The following is an 18,745-nucleotide window of genomic DNA, read 5'->3' as shown; positions in this document are numbered from 1 at the left end:
ACAGCAGGGAGCGCACGATGACCGGTGCCGCAGAGCCACTCCGTGAGGCGTCGGTGGACGTCATCCAGCGCGAGCTGACCGCCTTCGCCCGCCGCGCCCGTGCCGCGGCGGCCCGGGTCCACCCCGAACTCCCGCTCGTCTCGTACACGCTGCTCGCCCACATCGAGGAGCAGCGCGGCTGCCGCGCCACCGACCTCGCGGCCCACTACCTCCTGGACAAGTCGACGGTGAGCCGTCAGGTCGCCGGCCTGGAGAAGCTCGGGTTCGTGGAGCGCCGCCCCGCCCCCGACGACCACCGGGTGCAGGTGCTGCACCCCACCGAGGCCGGCACCAGGGTTCTCGCGGCGGCCCAGGCGAGTCGCATGGCCGCCTTCCGGGAACGCCTGGAGGACTGGCCGGCCGAGGACCTCGCCCGCTTCGCCGCGTATCTGCTGCGCTACAACGCCGCTGCCGCGAGCCCCCTCCCCGGCGCCCCCGCGAACTGACCCTCTCCCCGGCGCCCCGCGAACCGACCCCGGCCCCCGCGCCGATCCGGGCCGACCCCGCCCCCGCGCCGATCCGGGCCGCCCCCGGCCCCCGCGCGACCGCCCGGGCCGGGCCCTCCTGCGAGTTACAGCCCCGCGTCCCGCGCGAGCAGCGCCGCCTGCACGCGGTTCTCGCAGTCCAGCTTGGCCAGGATCCGGCTCACGTACGTCTTCACGGTGGCCTCGCTCATGTGCAGCCGCTTACCGGCGTCCGCGTTGGAGAGCCCTTCGCCGAGCAGGGCCAGGACGTCCCGCTCCTTCTCGCTGAGCGCCGCCACCCGTGCCCGCGCCTGCTCGGCGCGCGCCACCTCCCGGCCCAGCGCCAGTCGCTCCACCACGTGCCGGGTCGCCGCGGGCGACAGATACGCGTCTCCCGCCGCGGCCGCCCGCACCGCCCGGATCAGCTCGGCGGGCGCCGTGTCCTTGAGCAGGAACCCGGCGCCCCCGTGCTCCAGGGCCCGCAGCACGTTCTCCCGCTCCCCGAAGGTCGTCAGGACGATCACCCGGGCCGCGGGCGCGGCCCGGCGCAGCTCCGGCAGTGCGGAGAGGCCGTCGAGCACCGGCATCTGGATGTCGAGCAGCACCACGTCGGCGGCGTGCGCCCGTGCCGCCTCGACCGCCTCCCGCCCGTCGCCGGCCTCCCCGACGACCTCGATCTCCGGGTCCGAGATGAGGATCATCCGGATCCCGGCCCTGATCAGAGGCTCGTCGTCGGCGATCACGACCCTGATGGGCTGCCCTGCCACTGCTTCTCCCCCACGCCTCCGGTACGGGCCGCTCAGCTCTGGCGCTGCTCGACCGAGTACGACTTCTTCTCGATCAGCTTGCCGCCCTTGAAGCAGAACCGGAAAACGGGCTCCTCGTCATCGATGTCGCCCATGTCCGAGGACATCAGCACCAGGCAGTCGGCGCCCGCGGGCCGCGCGGGTCCCGGGCCGTCCAGTCCCGCCGTGGCCATGGTGTCGCCCGGGGGCAGCTGGTCACGGACCTCCTTCTCGGTCATCCCGACCTTCACCGCCTCGTACTGGGCGGGGTCGATCATGCCGTCCTTCACGGAGCCCATGAGGAAGTAGAGGCCGAAGCCCCCCGCCACCACCAGCAGGACGAGCGCCGCGAACGCGATCCCGCAGCCCAGTGCGACCGCCCCGCCCGTGCTCCTGCCCCTGCCCCCACGCACCGCCATCGCCAGCTCCCGCTCCGTGTACGTCCAGTCGGCCGGTCCGACCGCGACCGGACGACCATCGCCCACCAGCGGCTTCGTGGTCTGCTGTCGGAAGTCGTCGGCCGCATCGACCAAAGGCGCTGCCTCGGCGACCGGCGCCGCGCCGTACGGCAGCATTCCGGCGACCCGGAACCCGCCGTCGTCGGCCGGCCCCGCATGGCACATGCCGCCCACCAGACGGGCCCGTTCGGCGAGACCGGCCAGTCCCTGCCCGCCGCTCACCACGTCCTTCGCCGGCCCGTCCACCGGCTCGCCGTTGACGATCTCCACGACGAAGGTGTCCGGCTCGTACCGCAGCTCGACGCCGATCGGCGCCCCCGGCGCGTGCTTGTAGGCGTTGGTGAGGGCCTCCTGCACGATCCTGTACGCGGCGTGGTCGGCGGCCGGCGCCAGCGGTCTCTCCTCTCCCAGCCGCCGCAGCCCGACCGAGGTGCCGGCCGCGCGGGCCGCCGCCACGAGCCCCTCGATGCCCGCGGTGCCGCGCGCGGCCCGCCCCGTCTCGTCCCCGGCCGGTGCGGGCGCCGACGGGGTGCCGTCCTCCGCCGCGACGCCGTCGCGGAGTATCCCGACGACCTCCCGCAGTTCGTGCATGGCGGTCACCGAGGCGTTCCGCAGGACGCCGACCACCTCGCGCTGCCGCTCGCCCAGCTCCCGGTCCACTTCGAGGGCGCCCGTGTGCACGGCGATCAGCGCCAGCTGGTGGCCGAGGCTGTCGTGCATGTCCTGGGCGATCCGCTGCCGCTCGCGCAGCCTGGCCTGCCAGGCCACCATTTTCCGCTCGCGCAGCAGCTGCGCGTTGCGCTCCTGGAGCGCGTGCAGCAGGGTCCGCCGCTGGGTCCAGTAGCGGTGGGCGAGGCCGGGGGCCAGCGTGGTGCCCAGGTAGTAGAGGGTGGCCATGAAGGCGATGGTGAGGAGCCGGTGCCGGTCCCAGGTCTCCAGGAGCGTCCCGCCGACGTTCAGGACGAAGGCGGCGACGAACGCGGCCAGCGCCCGCCCGGGGCTGGCGACGTACCGGCCGGACGACCAGCCGAGCACGATGAGCAGGGGCCCGAGGCCGGGCAGGAAGGGCGCGAGTCCCGCGGTCAGGACGAGCACCCCGGCGGGGAGTCTGCGCCGCAGCAGCGACAGCACGGCCGCGCCCGCGGCGACGGCGGCCAGCCGCCGTCCCTCGCCGCCCAGGAGTTCCTCGGAGCCCGCCGCCAGCAGCGCGAGGACCACGGCGAGGGCCACCTCGCCGGTGATCCTGCGCCGTGACCAGTGCCCGGGCATCACGAGCCAGTTCCACCAGGCGGCGGCCCTGGCCGCGGCCTCCCGCGCGGTCCGGCCCCCCGGCTCCGGCGGCCCGGTCCGGCTCCCCGAGTTCGGCAGCCCGGTCCGGCTCCCCGAGTTCGGCAGCCCGGTCCGGCTCCCCGAGTTCGACATGACGTCCACGTCCGAACCCTAGGCAGCGCCCGTCCCCCCGTACGTCTCTCTTTCGTCTCGCCTCCGGACGACGAAAGTCGCGCCCTCGAAGGATCTTCGAGGGGTCCCGACGAGCCCCGGCGAGCGACCCCGGCACGTGCCCGACGTGGGAAGGCTCACATCCGCCCCGAGATACGCGGAAGCCCCGTAGGTCGATGACCTACGGGGCTTCCGTCTGGTGCGCGAGGGGGGAGTTGAACCCCCACGCCCTTGCGGGCACTGGAACCTGAATCCAGCGCGTCTGCCTATTCCGCCACCCGCGCATTGGGTGGTCTCCCTGCCCTCTCACCTTCCGGTGGGAGCGCCTGGCGACATCTGAAGATTAGCACGTCGCAGACCGTGGATTCACATCCGTTGTTTCGTCCCCGCTCCCGGAGAACAAGGAGAGGGAGGGAGCAACGGCGTGACCGCGTGGAGCACGAGCCGGGAGAAGTGGGCGCGTCCGGGAGGGGGAGGCAGGAAGAAGGGCGATGGAAGAGAGGAAGAAGGGGGGAGGAAGGGGACGGACCGGTCCGGAACCCCGGCCCGAGCCTCCGCTCCCACAGCCGGGTGCGGGACACTGTCCACAGGCCACCTCTACGATCCGTGGGGAAAGCCTGTGAGAGGTGACACTCGTCCACAGGGCAGAGAAGGGGAACCAGCCGATTTCCCGACGCGTGGATACGATCAGTAAGCAGTACCAGGGCGACAACGACGGAGGAGGTGCCCCATGGGAGTCCTGAAGCGTTTCGAGCAGCGTCTCGAAGGTCTGGTCAACGGCACCTTCGCCAAGGTCTTCAAGTCCGAGGTCCAGCCCGTCGAGATCGCCGGCGCGCTCCAGCGCGAGTGCGACAACAACGCGACGATCTGGAACCGCGAGCGGACGGTCGTCCCCAACGACTTCATCGTGGAGCTGAGCACGCCGGACTACGAGCGTCTCAGCCCCTACTCGGGCCAGCTCGGCGACGAGCTCGCCGGCCTGGTCAGGGACTACGCGAAGCAGCAGCGGTACACCTTCATGGGCCCGATCAAGGTCCACCTGGAGAAGGCCGAGGACCTCGACACCGGCCTGTACCGCGTCCGCAGCCGCACGCTGGCGTCGAGTACGTCACAGCCGCAGCCGCAGCAGCAGGGCCACGGCGGTTACGGGTACCCCCCGGCCGGCGCCCCGCCCATGCCCGCCTCCCCGCCTCCCGGCGCGCCCGGCCACCGGCCGACGGCGCCCGCCGGACGCCCGGCGGGCGGCCCCGGAGCCATGCCCGGCCCCGCCACCCACGGCGGAGCGGGCGCTTCGGTGCGCCGCTGGATCGAGATCAACGGCACCCGCCACCAGATCTCCCGCCCGACCCTGGTCCTCGGCCGCAGCACCGACGCGGACGTGAGGATCGACGATCCCGGCGTCTCCCGCCGGCACTGCGAGATCCGGACCGGAACGCCCTCGACGATCCAGGATCTGGGATCCACCAACGGCATCGTGGTGGACGGGCAGCACACCACCCGCGCTACGCTCCGCGACGGCTCGCGGATCGTCGTGGGCAGCACCACCATCGTTTACCGGCAAGCCGAAGGGTGAAGCGGGGGCAATGTCAGAGCTGACCCTGACGGTCATGCGGTTGGGTTTCCTGGCCGTTCTGTGGCTGTTCGTCATCGTGGCCGTCCAGGTCATTCGCAGCGACCTGTTCGGCACACGGGTCACCCAGCGCGGTTCGCGGCGCCAGGAGGCGCGGCCCCAGCAGAACGCGCGCCAGGCGGCCGCGCCTCCGCAGCAGCGCGGCCAGCAGAACGCGGGTGGCCGCCAGCGCCGCGGCGCACCGACCAAGCTGGTCGTCTCCGAGGGCACCCTCACGGGCACGACCGTCGCCCTCCAGGGGCAGACGATCACGCTGGGCCGGGCGCACGACTCGACGATCGTCCTCGACGACGACTACGCCTCCAGCCGCCACGCCCGGATCTACCCGGACCGGGACGGCCAGTGGATCGTCGAGGACCTCGGGTCCACCAACGGCACCTACCTCGACCGGGCCCGCCTCACCACCGCCACGCCGATTCCGCTGGGCGCGCCGATCCGCATCGGCAAGACCGTCATCGAGCTTCGGAAGTAGTGCCACGACATGAATGAGCGCGAGCGGAGCGAGCGAGCCGGTACGGCCCCCGCCGCGGGAGGTGCCGCGCTCCCGACCGGAGCGACCGAATCGACCGGCATGACCGGAGCGACCGGAGGGTGGGCAGTGTGGGTCGAGACCGGCCGTACCCCGATGCAGCGGCGACAGGGCAGGTGCGCATGACTCTGTCCCTGCGATTCGCCGCGGGCTCGCACAAGGGCATGATCCGCGAGGGCAACGAGGACTCGGGTTACGCCGGGCCCCGTCTGCTCGCCATCGCCGACGGCATGGGCGGACAGGCCGCCGGCGAGGTCGCCTCCTCCGAGGTGATCTCCACGCTCGTCACGCTCGACGACGACGTCCCCGGCTCCGACATCCTCACCTCGCTCGGTACGGCGGTGCAGCGCGCCAACGACCAGCTGCGGATGATGGTCGAGGAGGACCCGCAGCTGGAGGGCATGGGCACCACGCTCACCGCCCTCCTGTGGACCGGCCAGCGGCTCGGCCTCGTGCACGTCGGGGACTCCCGCGCCTACCTGCTCCGCGACGGCCTCCTCACCCAGATCACCCAGGACCACACCTGGGTCCAGCGCCTCGTCGACGAGGGCCGGATCACCGAGGAAGAGGCCACCACCCACCCGCAGCGCTCGCTCCTCATGCGCGCGCTCGGCAGCGGCGACCACGTCGAACCCGACCTCTCCATCCGTGAGGTCCGGGCCGGCGACCGCTACCTGATCTGCTCCGACGGCCTGTCCGGCGTGGTCTCGCACCAGACCCTCGAGGACACCCTCGCCAGCTACCAGGGTCCGCAGGAGACCGTGCAGGAGCTGATCCAGCTCGCGCTGCGCGGCGGCGGTCCCGACAACATCACGGTGATCGTCGCCGACGTCCTCGACGTCGACGGCGGCGACACCCTCGCCGGTCACCTCAGCGACATCCCGGTCGTCGTGGGCGCCGTCGCCGAGAACCAGGCGCAGCTGAACGACGGCGGGGCGATGCACACCCCGGCCGGCCGCGCCTCGGGCCTCGGCCGCTCCGCGCCGCACCACCAGCCGCCCGCCGGGGGCTTCGGCCCGCCCGGCAGCGGCGACGACCACGGCTACGGCGGCATGCCCCCGCAGGGCTCCTTCGACTCGTACACGGACGACGACTTCGTCAAGCCGCGCACCGGCCGCAAGTGGCTCAAGCGCTCCTTCTTCCTCGTCCTCGTCCTCGCGCTCCTCGGCGGCGGGCTGTACGGCGGCTGGCGCTGGACGCAGACGCAGTACTTCGTGGGTTCCAAGGACCAGCACGTGGCGCTGTACCAGGGCATCAGCCAGGACCTGGCGTGGGTGTCGCTCTCGAAGGTCGAGAAGGACCACCCCGAGATCGAACTCAAGTACCTCCCCGCCTACCAGCGGAAGCAGGTCGAGGACACGATCGCGGGCGGCAGCCTCCCCAAGGCCGAGACGAAGATCTCGGAACTGGCCCTGCAGGCCTCGGCCTGCAAGAAGGCCGAGCAGCGGCACGCCGCCGCCGAGAAGGCCGCCGACCAGGCGAGCAAGCCGCCGGCCACCCAGAAGCCCGGCACCGCCACCCCTGATCCCAAGCCCACCACAGCCGCTCCGTCCCCGGGTCCCACCCTCACCGCGGAGGAGCAGAAGCTGGCCTCGAACTGCGGCAAGCAGTAAGCACCCGTAGGGGGCCTTTCACCACCATGAGCGTTGTCACCAACACGACCACCATCGGCGCGATCGAGGCGCCGAGCCGCCGCAACACCGAGCTGGCGCTGCTGGCGTTCGCCGTCGTCATCCCGGTGTTCGCGTACCTCAACGTGGGCCTGGCCATCGACGGCAAGGTCCCGGCCGGAATGGCCGGGTACGGACTCGGCCTGGCGCTGCTCGCGGGCGTCGCGCACCTGGTGGTGCGCAAGTGGGCCCCGTACGCGGACCCGCTGCTGCTGCCGCTGGCGACCCTGCTGAACGGGCTGGGCCTGGTGCTGATCTGGCGGCTGGACCAGTCGCCGCGGCTGATCGCGAAGTCCATCCGGGACTTCGGCAGCTTCAGTCCCGACGCTCCCAAGCAGATGCTGTACTCGGCGGTCGGCATCGCCATGTTCGTGGGCGTGCTGCTGCTGCTCAAGGACCACCGTGTCCTGCAGCGCTACACGTACATCTCGATGGTGGCGGCGCTCGTCCTCCTGCTGCTGCCGCTCGTGCCGGGTCTCGGGGCGGACGTCTTCGGCGCCAAGATCTGGATCCACATCGGTGGCTTCTCCATCCAGCCCGGTGAGTTCGCCAAGCTGGTCCTGGCGATCTTCTTCTCCGGCTACCTGATGGTGAAGCGGGACGCCCTGGCCCTGGCCAGCCGCCGCTTCATGGGGCTCTACCTGCCGCGTGGCCGCGACCTCGGCCCGATCATCACGATCTGGGCGGTCAGCCTCCTCATCCTCGTCTTCGAGAACGACCTCGGTACGTCGCTGCTGTTCTTCGGCATGTTCGTGATCATGCTGTACGTGGCGACGGAGCGGACCAGCTGGATCGTGATGGGTCTGCTCATGGCCGTCGCGGGCGCCGTCAGCGTGGCTTCCTTCGCGGGCCACGTCCAGGCCCGTGTGGACGCCTGGTCCGACCCGTTCGCCTGCGCGGAGAAGGTCGCCGCCTGCGACCAGATGACCCAGGTGCTGATGTCCTTCGGCTCCGGAGGCATCCTCGGCGCCGGCCTGGGACAGGGCAGCTCGGACCTCATCGGCTTCGCCGCGAACTCCGACTTCATCTTCGCCACGGTCGGCGAGGAGCTCGGCCTCACCGGTGTGATGGTCTTCCTGCTCTTCTACGGGCTGATCATCGAGCGCGGCGTCCGCACCGCCCTCGCCGCCCGCGACCCCTTCGGCAAGCTGCTCGCGATGGGCCTCTCCGGTGCCTTCGCGCTCCAGATCTTCGTCGTGGCCGGCGGTGTGATGGGCCTCATCCCGCTCACCGGTATGACGATGCCGTTCCTCGCGTACGGCGGATCCTCCGTGATCGCCAACTGGGCCCTGATCGGCATCCTGATCCGGATCAGCGACACCGCGCGCCGTCCCGCGCCCGCCCCCGCCCCGAACCCCGACGCCGAGATGACCCAGGTGGTCCGTCCGTGAACAAGCCTCTGCGGCGGGTCGCGATCTTCTGCGGCCTGCTGGTCCTCGCCCTGCTCCTGCGGGACAACTGGGTCCAGTTCGTCCGTGCCGACGAGCTGAACGCACACCCCAAGAACACCCGCGTCCGCATCGAGCGATACGCGAACCCGCGCGGCAACATCATCGTCGACGGCAAGCCGATCACCAGTTCCGTCGACTCCGGCGGCAACTACTACAAGTACAAGCGCACCTATGTGAACGGCCCCATGTGGGCCCCCGTCACCGGCTACGCCTCGCAGGTGTACGACGCCAACCAGATCGAGAAGATCGAGGACGGCATCCTCACCGGCAACGACGACCGGCTCTTCTTCGACCGCACCCTCGCCATGTTCACCGGCGAGAAGAAGAAGGGCGGTGACGTCGTCACCACCCTCAGCGGTGCCGCGCAGAAGGCCGCCTTCGAGGGCCTCGGCGACAAGACCGGCGCCGTCGTCGCGATCGAGCCGAAGACCGGCAAGATCCTCGCGCTCGCGTCCACCCCGTCGTACGACCCGTCCACCATCGCCGGCAGCGACGACGAGAAGGCCTGGGTCGCGCTGAACGAGGCCAAGAGCAAGCCGATGCAGAACCGGGCGCTGCGCGAGATCTACCCGCCCGGTTCCGTCTTCAAGGTCGTCACCGCCGCCGCCGCGCTGGAGAACGGCAAGGTCACCGACATCAACGCGCCGACCGACACCCCCGAGGGCTGGAAGATCCCGCTCTCCAACCGGGAGATGGTCAACCACGCCAGGGGTTGTGCCAACACCAGCCTCAACCACGCGCTGGAGATCTCCTGCAACTCGGTCTTCGCGAAGCTCGGCGACGACGTCGGCCGCGACAAGATGGTCGAGATGGCGGAGAAGTTCGGCTTCAACGCCGAGCAGTTCACCCCGGTCCGCTCCTCCGCCTCGGTCTTCGACAAGCACTCCGACCGCGGTGGCAACGCGCTCTCGTCGATCGGCCAGTTCAACACCGCGACGACCCCGCTGCAGATGGCGATGGTCACGGCGGCGATCGCCAACGACGGCAAGCTGATGAAGCCGTACATGATCGACCAGCTGCGGGCCCCGAACCTCGACATCATCAAGCAGACCGAGCCGGAGGAGATGAGCCGCCCGGTCTCGCCGGAGACCGCCCAGAAGCTCCAGCAGATGATGGAGAACGTCGTCTCCAACGGCACCGGCGGCAACGCCGACCTGAACATGGACGGCGTGAAGGTCGGCGGCAAGACGGGTACGGCCCAGCACGGCGAGAAGAACGCCAAGCGTCCCTACGCCTGGTTCATCTCGTACGCGAAGACCTCCGAGGGCTCCCCGGTCGCGGTCGCCGTCGTCGTCGAGGACTCGGCCGGCACCGACCGTGAGGACATCACCGGTGGCGGCCTCGCCGCCCCGATCGCCAAGGCCGTGATGAAGGCGGTCATCAAGGCCCGGGGCTGATCCCCGGGCCCCCGTACGAGCCGGGTACCAGCCAGGTACCGGTCAGGTATCAGCTACCGGCCCCGGGCGGAACGCCTCCACGGGGCCGGTAGCGTATGCGCGAACAGCACACACCGCCGGACCACCCATGGGTGCGGTCGGGACAGACGGAGAGGGCTGGATTAGCTATGGAAGAGCCGCGTCGCCTCGGCGGCCGGTACGAGCTGGGCCCGGTGCTCGGCCGTGGTGGCATGGCCGAGGTGTACCTCGCCCAGGACACCCGGCTCGGCCGCACCGTCGCCGTGAAGACGCTGCGGGCCGACCTGGCCCGCGACCCGTCCTTCCAGGCCCGGTTCCGCCGTGAGGCACAGTCCGCCGCCTCGCTGAACCACCCGGCGATCGTCGCGGTCTACGACACCGGCGAGGACTACGTCGACCAGGTCTCCATCCCGTACATCGTGATGGAGTACGTCGACGGGTCGACCCTGCGTGAGCTGCTGCACTCCGGGCGCAAGCTGCTGCCCGAGCGCACCCTCGAGATGACGGTCGGCATCCTCCAGGCGCTGGAGTACTCGCACCGCGCCGGCATCGTGCACCGTGACATCAAGCCGGCGAACGTCATGCTGACGCGCACCGGCCAGGTCAAGGTCATGGACTTCGGCATCGCGCGCGCCATGGGCGACGCGGGCATGACCATGACGCAGACCGCCGCGGTGATCGGCACGGCCCAGTACCTCTCCCCGGAGCAGGCCAAGGGCGAGCAGGTCGACGCCCGCTCCGACCTGTACTCCACGGGCTGCCTCCTCTACGAGCTCCTCACCGTCCGTCCCCCGTTCATCGGCGACTCCCCGGTCGCGGTCGCGTACCAGCACGTCCGCGAGGAGCCGCAGCCGCCGAGCAACTTCGACCCCGAGATCACGCCCGAGATGGACGCCATCGTCCTGAAGGCACTGGTCAAGGACCCCGACTACCGCTACCAGTCCGCCGACGAGATGCGCGCGGACATCGAGGCCTGCCTCGACGGCCAGCCGGTCGCGGCCGCCGCCGCGATGGGCATGGGGGGCGCGCCCGGGTACGGCGGGGGCTACGGCGGGTACCCGCCGGAGGACCAGCCGACCACCGCGCTGCGCCAGGCCGACCCGGCCGGCCAGACGTCGATGCTGCCGCCGGTCAACCCGGACGACGGCGGCTACGGCTATGACGACCGCCCGGACCGCCGTCGCGGCGGTGGCCAGAAGAAGTCGAACACCTCGACGATCATCCTGGTCCTCGCGGGCGTCCTGGTGCTCGTCGGCGCGATCTTCATCGGCGTCGCGATCTTCGACAAGAAGGACGGGCCGCAGAAGGTCACCGTCCCGCAGCTGGTCGGCCAGACGATGCAGGACGCGCAGGACCACGCGCGCAACGCGCAGGTGAAGGTCCAGCAGGCCGGCACCGAACGCTGCGACCAGCCCAAGGACTCCATCTGCCGCCAGAGTCCGGCCGCGGACGGCGCCGCGAAGATGGACGTCGACGGCACGATCCAGGTGTACGTCTCCGAGGGCGCCCCGCTCGTCGAGGTCCCGGACGTCATGGAGCAGTCCCAGGACCGGGCCGAGCAGAGCCTCAAGGACAAGGGCTTCAAGGTCAAGGTCGAGCAGGAGGAGTCCGAACAGGACCCCGGCACGGTCCTGCGGCAGAACCCCGAGGGCGGCACCAAGGCGGAGAAGAACTCCGAGATCACGATCACCGTCGCGAAGAAGCAGCTGTCGGAGCTTCCCAGCGTCAAGGGCCGCAACTACGACCAGGCCGTCCAGCAGCTGGACACGATCGGCTTCAAGAACGTGACCAAGGAGGAGGTCGACTCGAACGAGCCCGCGGGCACGGTCGTCGACCAGACGCCGCAGGGTCCGTCGAACCAGCCGAAGGACGTCCAGATCACGCTGAAGGTCTCCAAGGGCCCGCAGCAGACCCAGGTCCAGATCCCCCAGGGCCTGACCGGCAAGAAGTTCAAGGAGGTCCGGGACCTGCTCCAGGGCATGGGCCTCACGGTCGTCCAGGCGGGCTCCGACAAGGAGGACGCCATGGTCGTCAACACGAACCCGCCGGAGGGCACGATGGTCGACAAGAGCCAGCCGGTCACCGTCAACACCCTGGGCGGTGGCGGCGGGGACAACAACAACGGCGGCCCCGGTGGCGGCATCGGCGGCTTCTTCGGCTGAGACCCGCCCGCACCGAGCGCGCACGAGGCGAGGGCCCCGGCATCCCGTGGGGATGCCGGGGCCCTCCCGTCTTCCGGGGCGCCTTCCGGGGTTCAGCGGAGTTCCGCCGGAGGGGTCCGGTCGCGGTCGACCTTCTCCGTGCGCTCCAGTTCGCCCCAGACGATGTAGCGGTAGTCCGAGGTGTACATGGGGGTGCAGGTGGTCAGCGTGATGTAGCGGCCGGGCTTCGTCCTCCCCGATTCCTTCGGGACGGGCTGGAGGACGTCGACGTTGTACTTCGTGGTCTCGGGCAGGGTCTTGTAGACCTTGTAGACGTACCAGGTGTCCTTGGTCTCGAAGACGATCGCGTCCCCGGTCCTCAGCTTGTGGATGTTGTGGAACTTGGCTCCGTGGCCGTCCCGGTGGGCGGCGAGCGTGAAGTTGCCCTGCTTGTCCTGCGGGAGCCCGGACTTGACCGGCTCGGTGTAGTAGCCGGCGACGCCGTGGTTGAGGACGTCGGTGCCGGTGCCCTGCTTCACCAGGACCTCGCCGTTCTTCATGGCGGGTACGTGGAGGAAGCCGATGCCGTCCTTGGTGTCCAGTGCGCCGGGCCCGTCGGCCCACCGGTCGCGGACCTGGGCGCCGTCCTTGTCGGCGGCGCGGTCGGCGAGGACGTTGGTCCACCACAGCGAGTAGACGACGAAGAGGCCGAGCACCAGGCCCGCCGTGATGAGGAGTTCGCCGAAGAGGCTGATGAGCCCGGCGATCCGATTGCGCGCGCGTGCCACTAGGTCGTCCCGTCGTCCCGTCCGGAGGTGTGGGGTCTCAGCCTACGAGCGCTTCCGGCTTCCCCTTGCTGCGCGGGCGTTCGTCGACCAGCCTGCCCCACACGATCATGCGGTAGGTGCTGGTGAACTCCGGTGTGCAGGTGGTCAGCGTGATGTACCGGCCGGGGCCCTTGAAGCCGGACTGCTTCGGTACGGGTGCGATCACCGAGACGTTGGAGGGCGAGGTCTGCGGCAGGATGCCGGTCATCTCGTACGTGTAGTACGCGCTCCGCGTCTCGACGACGATCGGGTCGCCGGGCTTCAACCGGTTGATGTACCGGAACGGTTCGCCGTGGGTGTTGCGGTGGCCGGCCACCGCGAAGTTGCCCTGCTTGTCGGCCGGCATGGCCGTCTTGAGCTTGCCCTCGCCGTAGTGGCCGACCATGCCCTTGTCGAGGACGTCGGTCTTGCTGGTGCCCTCGGCGATGGGGACGACGACGTCCAGCTTGGGGATGTACATGATGGCGAAGCCCTTGCCGGGCTCGAAGGCCCCGGGCTTCTCGTCCCCGCCGCCCTTGGCCCAGGTGTCCTCGATCTGGGCCTTGGCCCTGTCGGTCTCCTGACCGGCCCGGACGTTCGTCCACCACAGCTGGTAGGTGACGAAGAGGAGCATGACGACGCCGAAGGTGATGAAGAGTTCTCCGACGACCCGGCTGGCGACGACGCCGACGCTCTCCTTGGCGGCGCGGGCGGCCCGCCGGGCCTCCACGCGGGAGAGGGGACGTCCTTCGGCGGCGGACGGAGCGGCGGTCGCGGGGGCGGCGCCCCGGTTCCTGCCCCGGCCGCCCTTGGCGGCACGCCGTCGCTCGGCCCGCCCGGGCCCCGGGGACGGCTCGGCGGGGTCCTCCACGGCCCGCAGGGGCATCGTCTCGTCCGGCCGGGCCGCCGGGGGCCCTTCCGCCTCGTACGGGCCGTACGGGGGCTCGTAGGGGCCCTCTGGGGCGACGGGCCCGCGGGACACCGGCTCTTCGTACGCGTACGGTTCGGCGGCCGGTGCGTACGGCTCGCTGTTCGGCGCGTACGACTCGGGGGCGGGCGCGTACGGGTCGGCGGCCGGTGCGTACGGTTCGGCGGCGGGCGCGTACGGTTCACCGGCGGCGTACGGGTCGGGGGCGGGCGCGTACGGCTCGGTGTTCGGCGCGTACGACTCGGCAGCGGGTGCGTACGGTTCGGTGTTCGGCCCGTACGGTTCGGTGGCGGGCGCGTACGGGTCCCCGGCTGTCGGCTCCGGTCCCGGCCCGTTCGACGGCCGGAACCACGGTGAGCCCGTCGTCACGCGACGGCCTTGCCCACCACCGGAGCGAGCCCCGCCGACCTGCCGACCGCCCCCTTGTCGCCGCACTGCTCCAGCCAGTTGGCCAGCATCAGGTGTCCGTGCTCGGTGAGGACCGACTCGGGGTGGAACTGCACTCCTTCGACGGGCAGTTCGCGGTGGCGCAGGCCCATGATGATGCCGTCCTCGGTCCGCGCCGTGACCTCCAGCTCGGCCGGCAGGTCGGCGGGCTCGGCGGCCAGCGAGTGGTAGCGGGTCGCGGTGAACGGCGAGGGCAGGCCGGTGAAGACGCCCCGGCCCCCGTGCGTGACGAGGGAGGTCTTGCCGTGCAGCAGCTCGGGCGCGCGGTCGACGACGCCGCCGTAGGCCACGGCCATCGACTGCATGCCGAGGCAGACGCCGAAGACGGGCACGCCGGTGTCGGCGCAGTGCCGGACCATGTCGATGCAGACCCCGGCCTGCTCGGGCGCGCCGGGCCCGGGAGAGAGCAGGACGCCGTCGAAGCCGTCCTGGGCGTGGCTCAGCTCGACCTCGTCGTTGCGGAGGACTTCGCACTCGGCGCCGAGCTGGTAGAGGTACTGAACGAGGTTGAAGACGAAGCTGTCGTAGTTGTCGACGACGAGAATTCGCGCGCTCACTGGCCGTCCACCGTCACATCGTTGAACGGAAGCAGAGGCTCCGCCCAGGGGAACACGTACTGGAAGAGGACGTAGACGACCGCGAGGACCAGCACGATCGAGATCAGCGCCCGTACCCACGCGTTGCCCGGCAGATGCCGCCAGATCCAGCCGTACATGACGTCGACCGCCCCTTCCGTTCGTTACGGGGACCAGAGTACGGGGCGAGCGGGCCGCGGGGGGTCAGCTGCCCAAAGCCTGTGGACGACCGTCGGTGACCGGGCGGGTGGCGTCGAGGTGCGCCCAGACGATCAGCCGGTGGCTGCTGCCCCACTCGGGGTCGCAGGTGGTGAGGGTGAGGTAGCGGCCGGGTCCGTCGAAGCCGGACTTCCTGGGGACGGGGTCGACGACGGCGGTGTCGCCGGGGACGGTCCGGTACGGGCCGCGGTCGATCCGGTAGGTGAACCAGGTCGTGCCGTCGGTGAGGACGATCGCGTCGCCCGGGCGCAGCCGCGGGAAGTCCTTGAAGGGGTCGCCGTGGGTCCTGCGGTGGCCGGCGACGGCGAAGTTCCCGGTGGCTCCGAGCGGGGCGGTGCGGGCGTAGTGGCCGAGGCCCCGCTTCAGGACGTCGGGTCCGGTGCCTTCGAGGACGGGCCATTCCCAGTCGCGGCCGAGCCGGGGGACGTACATGACGGCGAAGCCCTTGCCGGTGACGTACGGCGCCGGTACGCGCGCGGGGGCGGGTGCGGCGGCGACGGGTGTGCCGGCCCACTCCCGCTGGAGGGTGTCGATCTGGGCGGCGCCGGCGTCGGCGGCCTGGACGCCGGTCCAGTACAGGAGGTAGGCGACGAAGAGGACGACCAGGGCGCCGGCGGTGATGCACAGCTCGCTGAGGCTCCGTACGACCAGTCGTACCGTCACGGCCCCGGCTCCCCCCGGTCGACCCCTCGACGCGTCAGCTCACCGGCTTCGCGTAGTGGAGGTCCACTGTGCCGGAGTAGCCGGGAAGAGTCACCGCCCTGTGCTCGTCGACTTTCCAGCCGAGTCCGTACGCCTTGACGTACAGCTGGTAGTTCTGGAGCGCGGGGGAGTCGGCGAGGGCCTTGGTCAGCTTCCCCCGGTCACCGACGGCGGTGATCTTGTACGGCGGGGAGTAGACGCGGCCCTGGAGGATCAGGGTGTTGCCGACGCAGCGCACGGCGCTGGTGGAGATGAGCCGCTGGTCCATGACCCGGATGCCTTCGGCGCCGCCGTTCCACAGGGCGTTGACGACGGCCTGGAGGTCCTGCTGGTGGATGACGAGGTCGTTGGCCTGCGGTTCGGGGTAGCCGGGGGCGGCCTGGGCGTTGGGCGGGGCGTCGTCGAGGGTGACGGTGAGGCCGGAGCCGGAGACCTCGGTGGTCCCGGCCTTCGCCTCGAGCGCGTCGAGCTTCTCGTCCTCCGCGCGCGTGGAGCCGTCGTCGCGGGCGGCGAGGGAGTCGACCCGGGCGCGGAGGGCGGAGGTGGACTCGTCGAGGCCGGCGTTCTTGTGGCTGCGTTCCTCGATGAGGTCGGAGAGCCTCAGGAGCGAGGCGTCGGTCCGGAGGTTGGTGCCCTTGGCGGTGTTGAAGCTCGTGACGAAGATCAGTCCGGCGAGGGCGAAGACGGCAAGGGTGAGCACTCGGACGGGGCGCCACCTCGTGGTGCGGCCCGGCCCTTCGGGAGTGTCGGCGGAATTGCTCAACGTACCCTGATCCCCTTCGGTGCCGCGGAACCACTACGCTAACGGACGCCTGGGGGACGCAGTCGTCCTCCTTCGTCACATCCCGGCGCCAGCCACAGTTCCCTGCGCGGTCACGCAGCGCATCGACAGGAGAGTCCCTCGTGCCGAAGTCACGGATCCGCAAGAAGGCCGACTTCACGCCTCCCCCCGCCAAGGCCACCGCCATCAAGCTGACCAATCGCAGCTGGGTGGCGCCCGTGATGCTGGCGCTGTTCGCCATCGGGCTGGTGTGGATCGTGGTCTTCTACGTCACCGACGGTTCGATGCCGGTCGAGTCGATCCGGAACTGGAACATCGTGGTGGGCTTCGGCTTCATCGCGGCCGGCTTCGGCGTCTCCACGCAGTGGAAGTAGCGGCGGAAGCAGGGATGGCCCGGGCGATCTAGCGGTCGCGCGGGCCGCTCGTCAAGTTCTCCCCCGAGCTTATCCACAGAGTTGTGCACAGCACTGGATAACTTACGAAGATCTGTGGATAACTCGGCGCGAGGTTGACGCCGGTATGACCGGAATCACCCGTGAGGTTATCCACAGCGCCCCTCGTCTCCCTGGTGAAACCCCAGGTCAGAGGCGAGGGGCGCTGTGTTTCCCCACGCTGCGGACAGGACCCGCCACACGCTGTGGATAACTCTGGGGAAAGCTCACAGAAGAGCTCTTCCACAGGTGTGGATGCTCAGGTGAGCGCTGCCGAACGGGCGAGCACGATCCCCAGGTCGACCAGGAGCACTAGCGCACAGGCCCCGTACTGCACGAGGTCCCGGCGGGCCCGCGGCGCGTGCAGCATCGCGTACGCCACCAGGGCGCCGGCCACCAGACCGCCGACGTGCGCCTGCCACGAGATCCCCGGACGGGTGAACGTGAAGAGCAACGACAGCGCCACGAAGAGGACCACCGGCCGCATGTCCTGTCGTCGGCGCCGGGCCAGCACGACCCAGGCGCCGATCAGGCCGTAGACGACGCCGGAGGCGCCCAGCGAGAACTGGTTCTGCGGGGAGAGCAGGTAGGCCAGCGCGGAGCCGGAGAGGCCGGCGAGCAGACAGAGGGCCGCGTACCGGATCCGTCCGAGCTCGGGCTCGACGATCCCGCCGATCACCCACAGGCCCATCATGTTGAAGAGGAAGTGCGGGATCTCCTGGTGGAGGAAGGCGGAGGTCAGCAGGCGGTACCACTCGCCGTCCGAGACCCCGACCAGCTCCCCGCTCGGCAGGTACGCGCCGCCGATGAGCGCCAGGTCGTCGACGAGCCGGTCGCCCACCACCTGGACGGCGATGAACAGCGCCAGGTTGATCGCGATGAGGATCTTGGTGACGAAACGCCCGTCCGCCGCCACCCGGCCGCCGGCGAGCGTCCGGGGCTGGTTGGCGTCGGCGGCGTGGCCCGTCCCCGAGCCGCCCCGCACGCACTCGGGGCACTGGAAGCCGACGGAGGCGGAGACCATGCACTGCGTGCAGATGGGCCTCTCGCAGCGGGCGCAGCGGATGCCGGTCTCGGCCTCCGGGTGGCGGTAGCAGCGCAGCGGACCGGGCTGCGTGTCCATGGGAGGTCCCGTCCCTTCCGCCTCAGCGCTTCTCGATCACCACGGACTCGATGACCACGTCCTGGAGCGGACGGTCGGTGTGCGGGTCGGCCGGGACGGCCGCGATGGCGTCCACGACCTTCCGGCTCTCCTTGTCCACGACCTCGCCGAAGATGGTGTGCTTGCGGTTCAGCCAGGTGGCGGGGCCGACGGTGACGAAGAACTGCGAGCCGTTGGTGCCCGGGCCGGCGTTGGCCATGGCCAGCAGATAGGGGCGGTCGAAGAAGAGCTCCGGGTGGAACTCGTCGGCGAACTCGTAGCCGGGCCCGCCCGTGCCGTTCCCCAGCGGGTCGCCGCCCTGGATCATGAATCCCTTGATGACCCGGTGGAAGACCGTTCCGTCGTAGAGCGGGTCCGAGGAGACCTTGCCGGTGGCGGGGTGCGTCCACTCGCGCCCGCCGGAGGCGAGCTCGACGAAGTTCCGGACCGTCTTCGGGGCGTGGAACGGCATCAGCCGCACCTCGATGTCGCCCAGGCTCGTCTTGAGGATCGCGTACAACTGCTCGGCCACGGTCGCCTTCCGTCCACGTCGTCTCGCGTCGTGCCACGCGCGTCGTCCCGCGTCATGCCACGTCTGTCTCTGGCGTGTCCGATCCTCGCATGCCCCGGATGCCAGCCCCACATGCCGGAGCCCGGTCCGGGAGGCATGATTCCGAAAAGGATGGAAAGGCG

18 protein-coding genes and 1 tRNA gene are annotated in these 18,745 nt (G+C 70.6%); 8 read left to right on the top strand and 11 right to left on the bottom strand.

Translation table 11 applies throughout. The features are described 5' to 3' along the window. The first annotated feature begins 17 nt into the window (after positions 1-17). Complete coding sequence (locus tag IE180_RS04830) at positions 18-485, top strand: MarR family winged helix-turn-helix transcriptional regulator (protein WP_190155482.1); 468 nt, start codon at positions 18-20, stop codon at positions 483-485. Positions 486-610: 125 nt separating this feature from the next. Here IE180_RS04830 and IE180_RS04825 read toward each other — a convergent pair whose 3' ends face one another. The 3 genes from IE180_RS04825 to IE180_RS04815 form a co-directional block, all read right to left on the bottom strand. Further along, on the bottom strand, positions 611-1,270 hold the full coding sequence (locus IE180_RS04825; RefSeq protein WP_190155481.1) for a response regulator: 660 nt from the start codon (positions 1,268-1,270) through the stop codon (positions 611-613). A 32-nt stretch (positions 1,271-1,302) separates the two neighbouring features. After that, positions 1,303-3,015, bottom strand: coding sequence for a sensor histidine kinase (locus tag IE180_RS04820; RefSeq protein WP_190155798.1), 1,713 nt, complete (start codon positions 3,013-3,015; stop codon positions 1,303-1,305). A 368-nt stretch (positions 3,016-3,383) separates the two neighbouring features. Beyond that, positions 3,384-3,470: transfer RNA gene (locus IE180_RS04815), tRNA-Leu, on the bottom strand. A 446-nt stretch (positions 3,471-3,916) separates the two neighbouring features. Here IE180_RS04815 and IE180_RS04810 point away from each other — a divergent pair. The 6 genes from IE180_RS04810 (at position 3,917) to pknB (ending at position 12,043) form a co-directional block, all read left to right on the top strand. Continuing rightward, positions 3,917-4,759 carry an FHA domain-containing protein gene (locus tag IE180_RS04810; protein WP_190155480.1) on the top strand — a complete coding sequence of 281 codons (843 nt, stop codon included), beginning with the start codon at positions 3,917-3,919 and terminating at the stop codon, positions 4,757-4,759. A 10-nt stretch (positions 4,760-4,769) separates the two neighbouring features. After that, positions 4,770-5,288, top strand: coding sequence for an FHA domain-containing protein FhaB/FipA (locus IE180_RS04805; RefSeq protein ID WP_041130130.1), 519 nt, complete (start codon positions 4,770-4,772; stop codon positions 5,286-5,288). 179 nt (positions 5,289-5,467) lie between these two features. Further along, positions 5,468-6,958 (top strand): Stp1/IreP family PP2C-type Ser/Thr phosphatase, encoded by a 1,491-nt coding sequence (locus IE180_RS04800; protein WP_190155479.1) that lies wholly within the window; start codon positions 5,468-5,470, stop codon positions 6,956-6,958. A gap of 26 nt (positions 6,959-6,984) precedes the next feature. After that, positions 6,985-8,406, top strand: coding sequence for an FtsW/RodA/SpoVE family cell cycle protein (locus tag IE180_RS04795; RefSeq protein WP_190155478.1), 1,422 nt, complete (start codon positions 6,985-6,987; stop codon positions 8,404-8,406). Continuing rightward, on the top strand, positions 8,403-9,863 hold the full coding sequence (locus IE180_RS04790; RefSeq protein ID WP_190155477.1) for a peptidoglycan D,D-transpeptidase FtsI family protein: 1,461 nt from the start codon (positions 8,403-8,405) through the stop codon (positions 9,861-9,863). The genes IE180_RS04795 and IE180_RS04790 overlap by 4 nt, the downstream gene beginning before the upstream one ends. A 167-nt stretch (positions 9,864-10,030) precedes the next feature. Then, positions 10,031-12,043 carry a Stk1 family PASTA domain-containing Ser/Thr kinase gene (gene pknB / locus IE180_RS04785; RefSeq protein ID WP_190155476.1) on the top strand — a complete coding sequence of 671 codons (2,013 nt, stop codon included), beginning with the start codon at positions 10,031-10,033 and terminating at the stop codon, positions 12,041-12,043. Positions 12,044-12,135: 92 nt separating this feature from the next. On the opposite strand, the gene IE180_RS04780 is transcribed toward pknB, so the two are convergent. The 6 genes from IE180_RS04780 to IE180_RS04755 form a co-directional block, all read right to left on the bottom strand. After that, complete coding sequence (locus IE180_RS04780; RefSeq protein WP_190155475.1) at positions 12,136-12,810, bottom strand: class E sortase; 675 nt, start codon at positions 12,808-12,810, stop codon at positions 12,136-12,138. A 37-nt stretch (positions 12,811-12,847) separates the two neighbouring features. Beyond that, positions 12,848-14,125: a class E sortase gene (locus tag IE180_RS04775; RefSeq protein WP_229860292.1), complete on the bottom strand. Its 1,278-nt coding sequence runs from the start codon at positions 14,123-14,125 to the stop codon at positions 12,848-12,850. Then, entirely contained in the window at positions 14,122-14,760 is a 639-nt protein-coding gene (locus IE180_RS04770) for an aminodeoxychorismate/anthranilate synthase component II (protein ID WP_190155474.1), read from the bottom strand. Before IE180_RS04770 ends, IE180_RS04775 begins: the two co-directional genes overlap by 4 nt. After that, positions 14,757-14,918 carry a hypothetical protein gene (locus IE180_RS04765; protein ID WP_015034837.1) on the bottom strand — a complete coding sequence of 54 codons (162 nt, stop codon included), beginning with the start codon at positions 14,916-14,918 and terminating at the stop codon, positions 14,757-14,759. The genes IE180_RS04770 and IE180_RS04765 overlap by 4 nt, the downstream gene beginning before the upstream one ends. Positions 14,919-14,982: 64 nt before the next feature. Continuing rightward, the gene (locus IE180_RS04760) at positions 14,983-15,660 is read right to left on the bottom strand and encodes a class E sortase (protein WP_190155473.1); all 678 of its coding nucleotides are present in this window, start codon (positions 15,658-15,660) and stop codon (positions 14,983-14,985) included. Between the two features lie 34 nt (positions 15,661-15,694). Continuing rightward, on the bottom strand, positions 15,695-16,462 hold the full coding sequence (locus tag IE180_RS04755; RefSeq protein WP_190155472.1) for a DUF881 domain-containing protein: 768 nt from the start codon (positions 16,460-16,462) through the stop codon (positions 15,695-15,697). Positions 16,463-16,602: 140 nt separating this feature from the next. Between IE180_RS04755 and crgA the strand changes: the two genes are divergently transcribed. Continuing rightward, positions 16,603-16,854, top strand: coding sequence for a cell division protein CrgA (gene crgA, locus IE180_RS04750; RefSeq protein ID WP_190155471.1), 252 nt, complete (start codon positions 16,603-16,605; stop codon positions 16,852-16,854). Between the two features lie 316 nt (positions 16,855-17,170). Here the strand turns inward: crgA and IE180_RS04745 are convergent, their stop codons facing one another. Both IE180_RS04745 and IE180_RS04740 read right to left on the bottom strand, forming a co-directional pair. Then, positions 17,171-18,034 (bottom strand): rhomboid family intramembrane serine protease, encoded by an 864-nt coding sequence (locus IE180_RS04745; protein ID WP_190155470.1) that lies wholly within the window; start codon positions 18,032-18,034, stop codon positions 17,171-17,173. 22 nt (positions 18,035-18,056) lie between these two features. Then, positions 18,057-18,584: a peptidylprolyl isomerase gene (locus IE180_RS04740; protein WP_190155469.1), complete on the bottom strand. Its 528-nt coding sequence runs from the start codon at positions 18,582-18,584 to the stop codon at positions 18,057-18,059. Positions 18,585-18,745: the final 161 nt, after the last annotated feature.

The sequence above is a fragment of the Streptomyces litmocidini genome (assembly GCF_014649755.1).
Classification (GTDB): domain Bacteria; phylum Actinomycetota; class Actinomycetes; order Streptomycetales; family Streptomycetaceae; genus Streptomyces; species Streptomyces litmocidini.
This window is presented reverse-complemented; position numbering and strand designations above follow the sequence as displayed.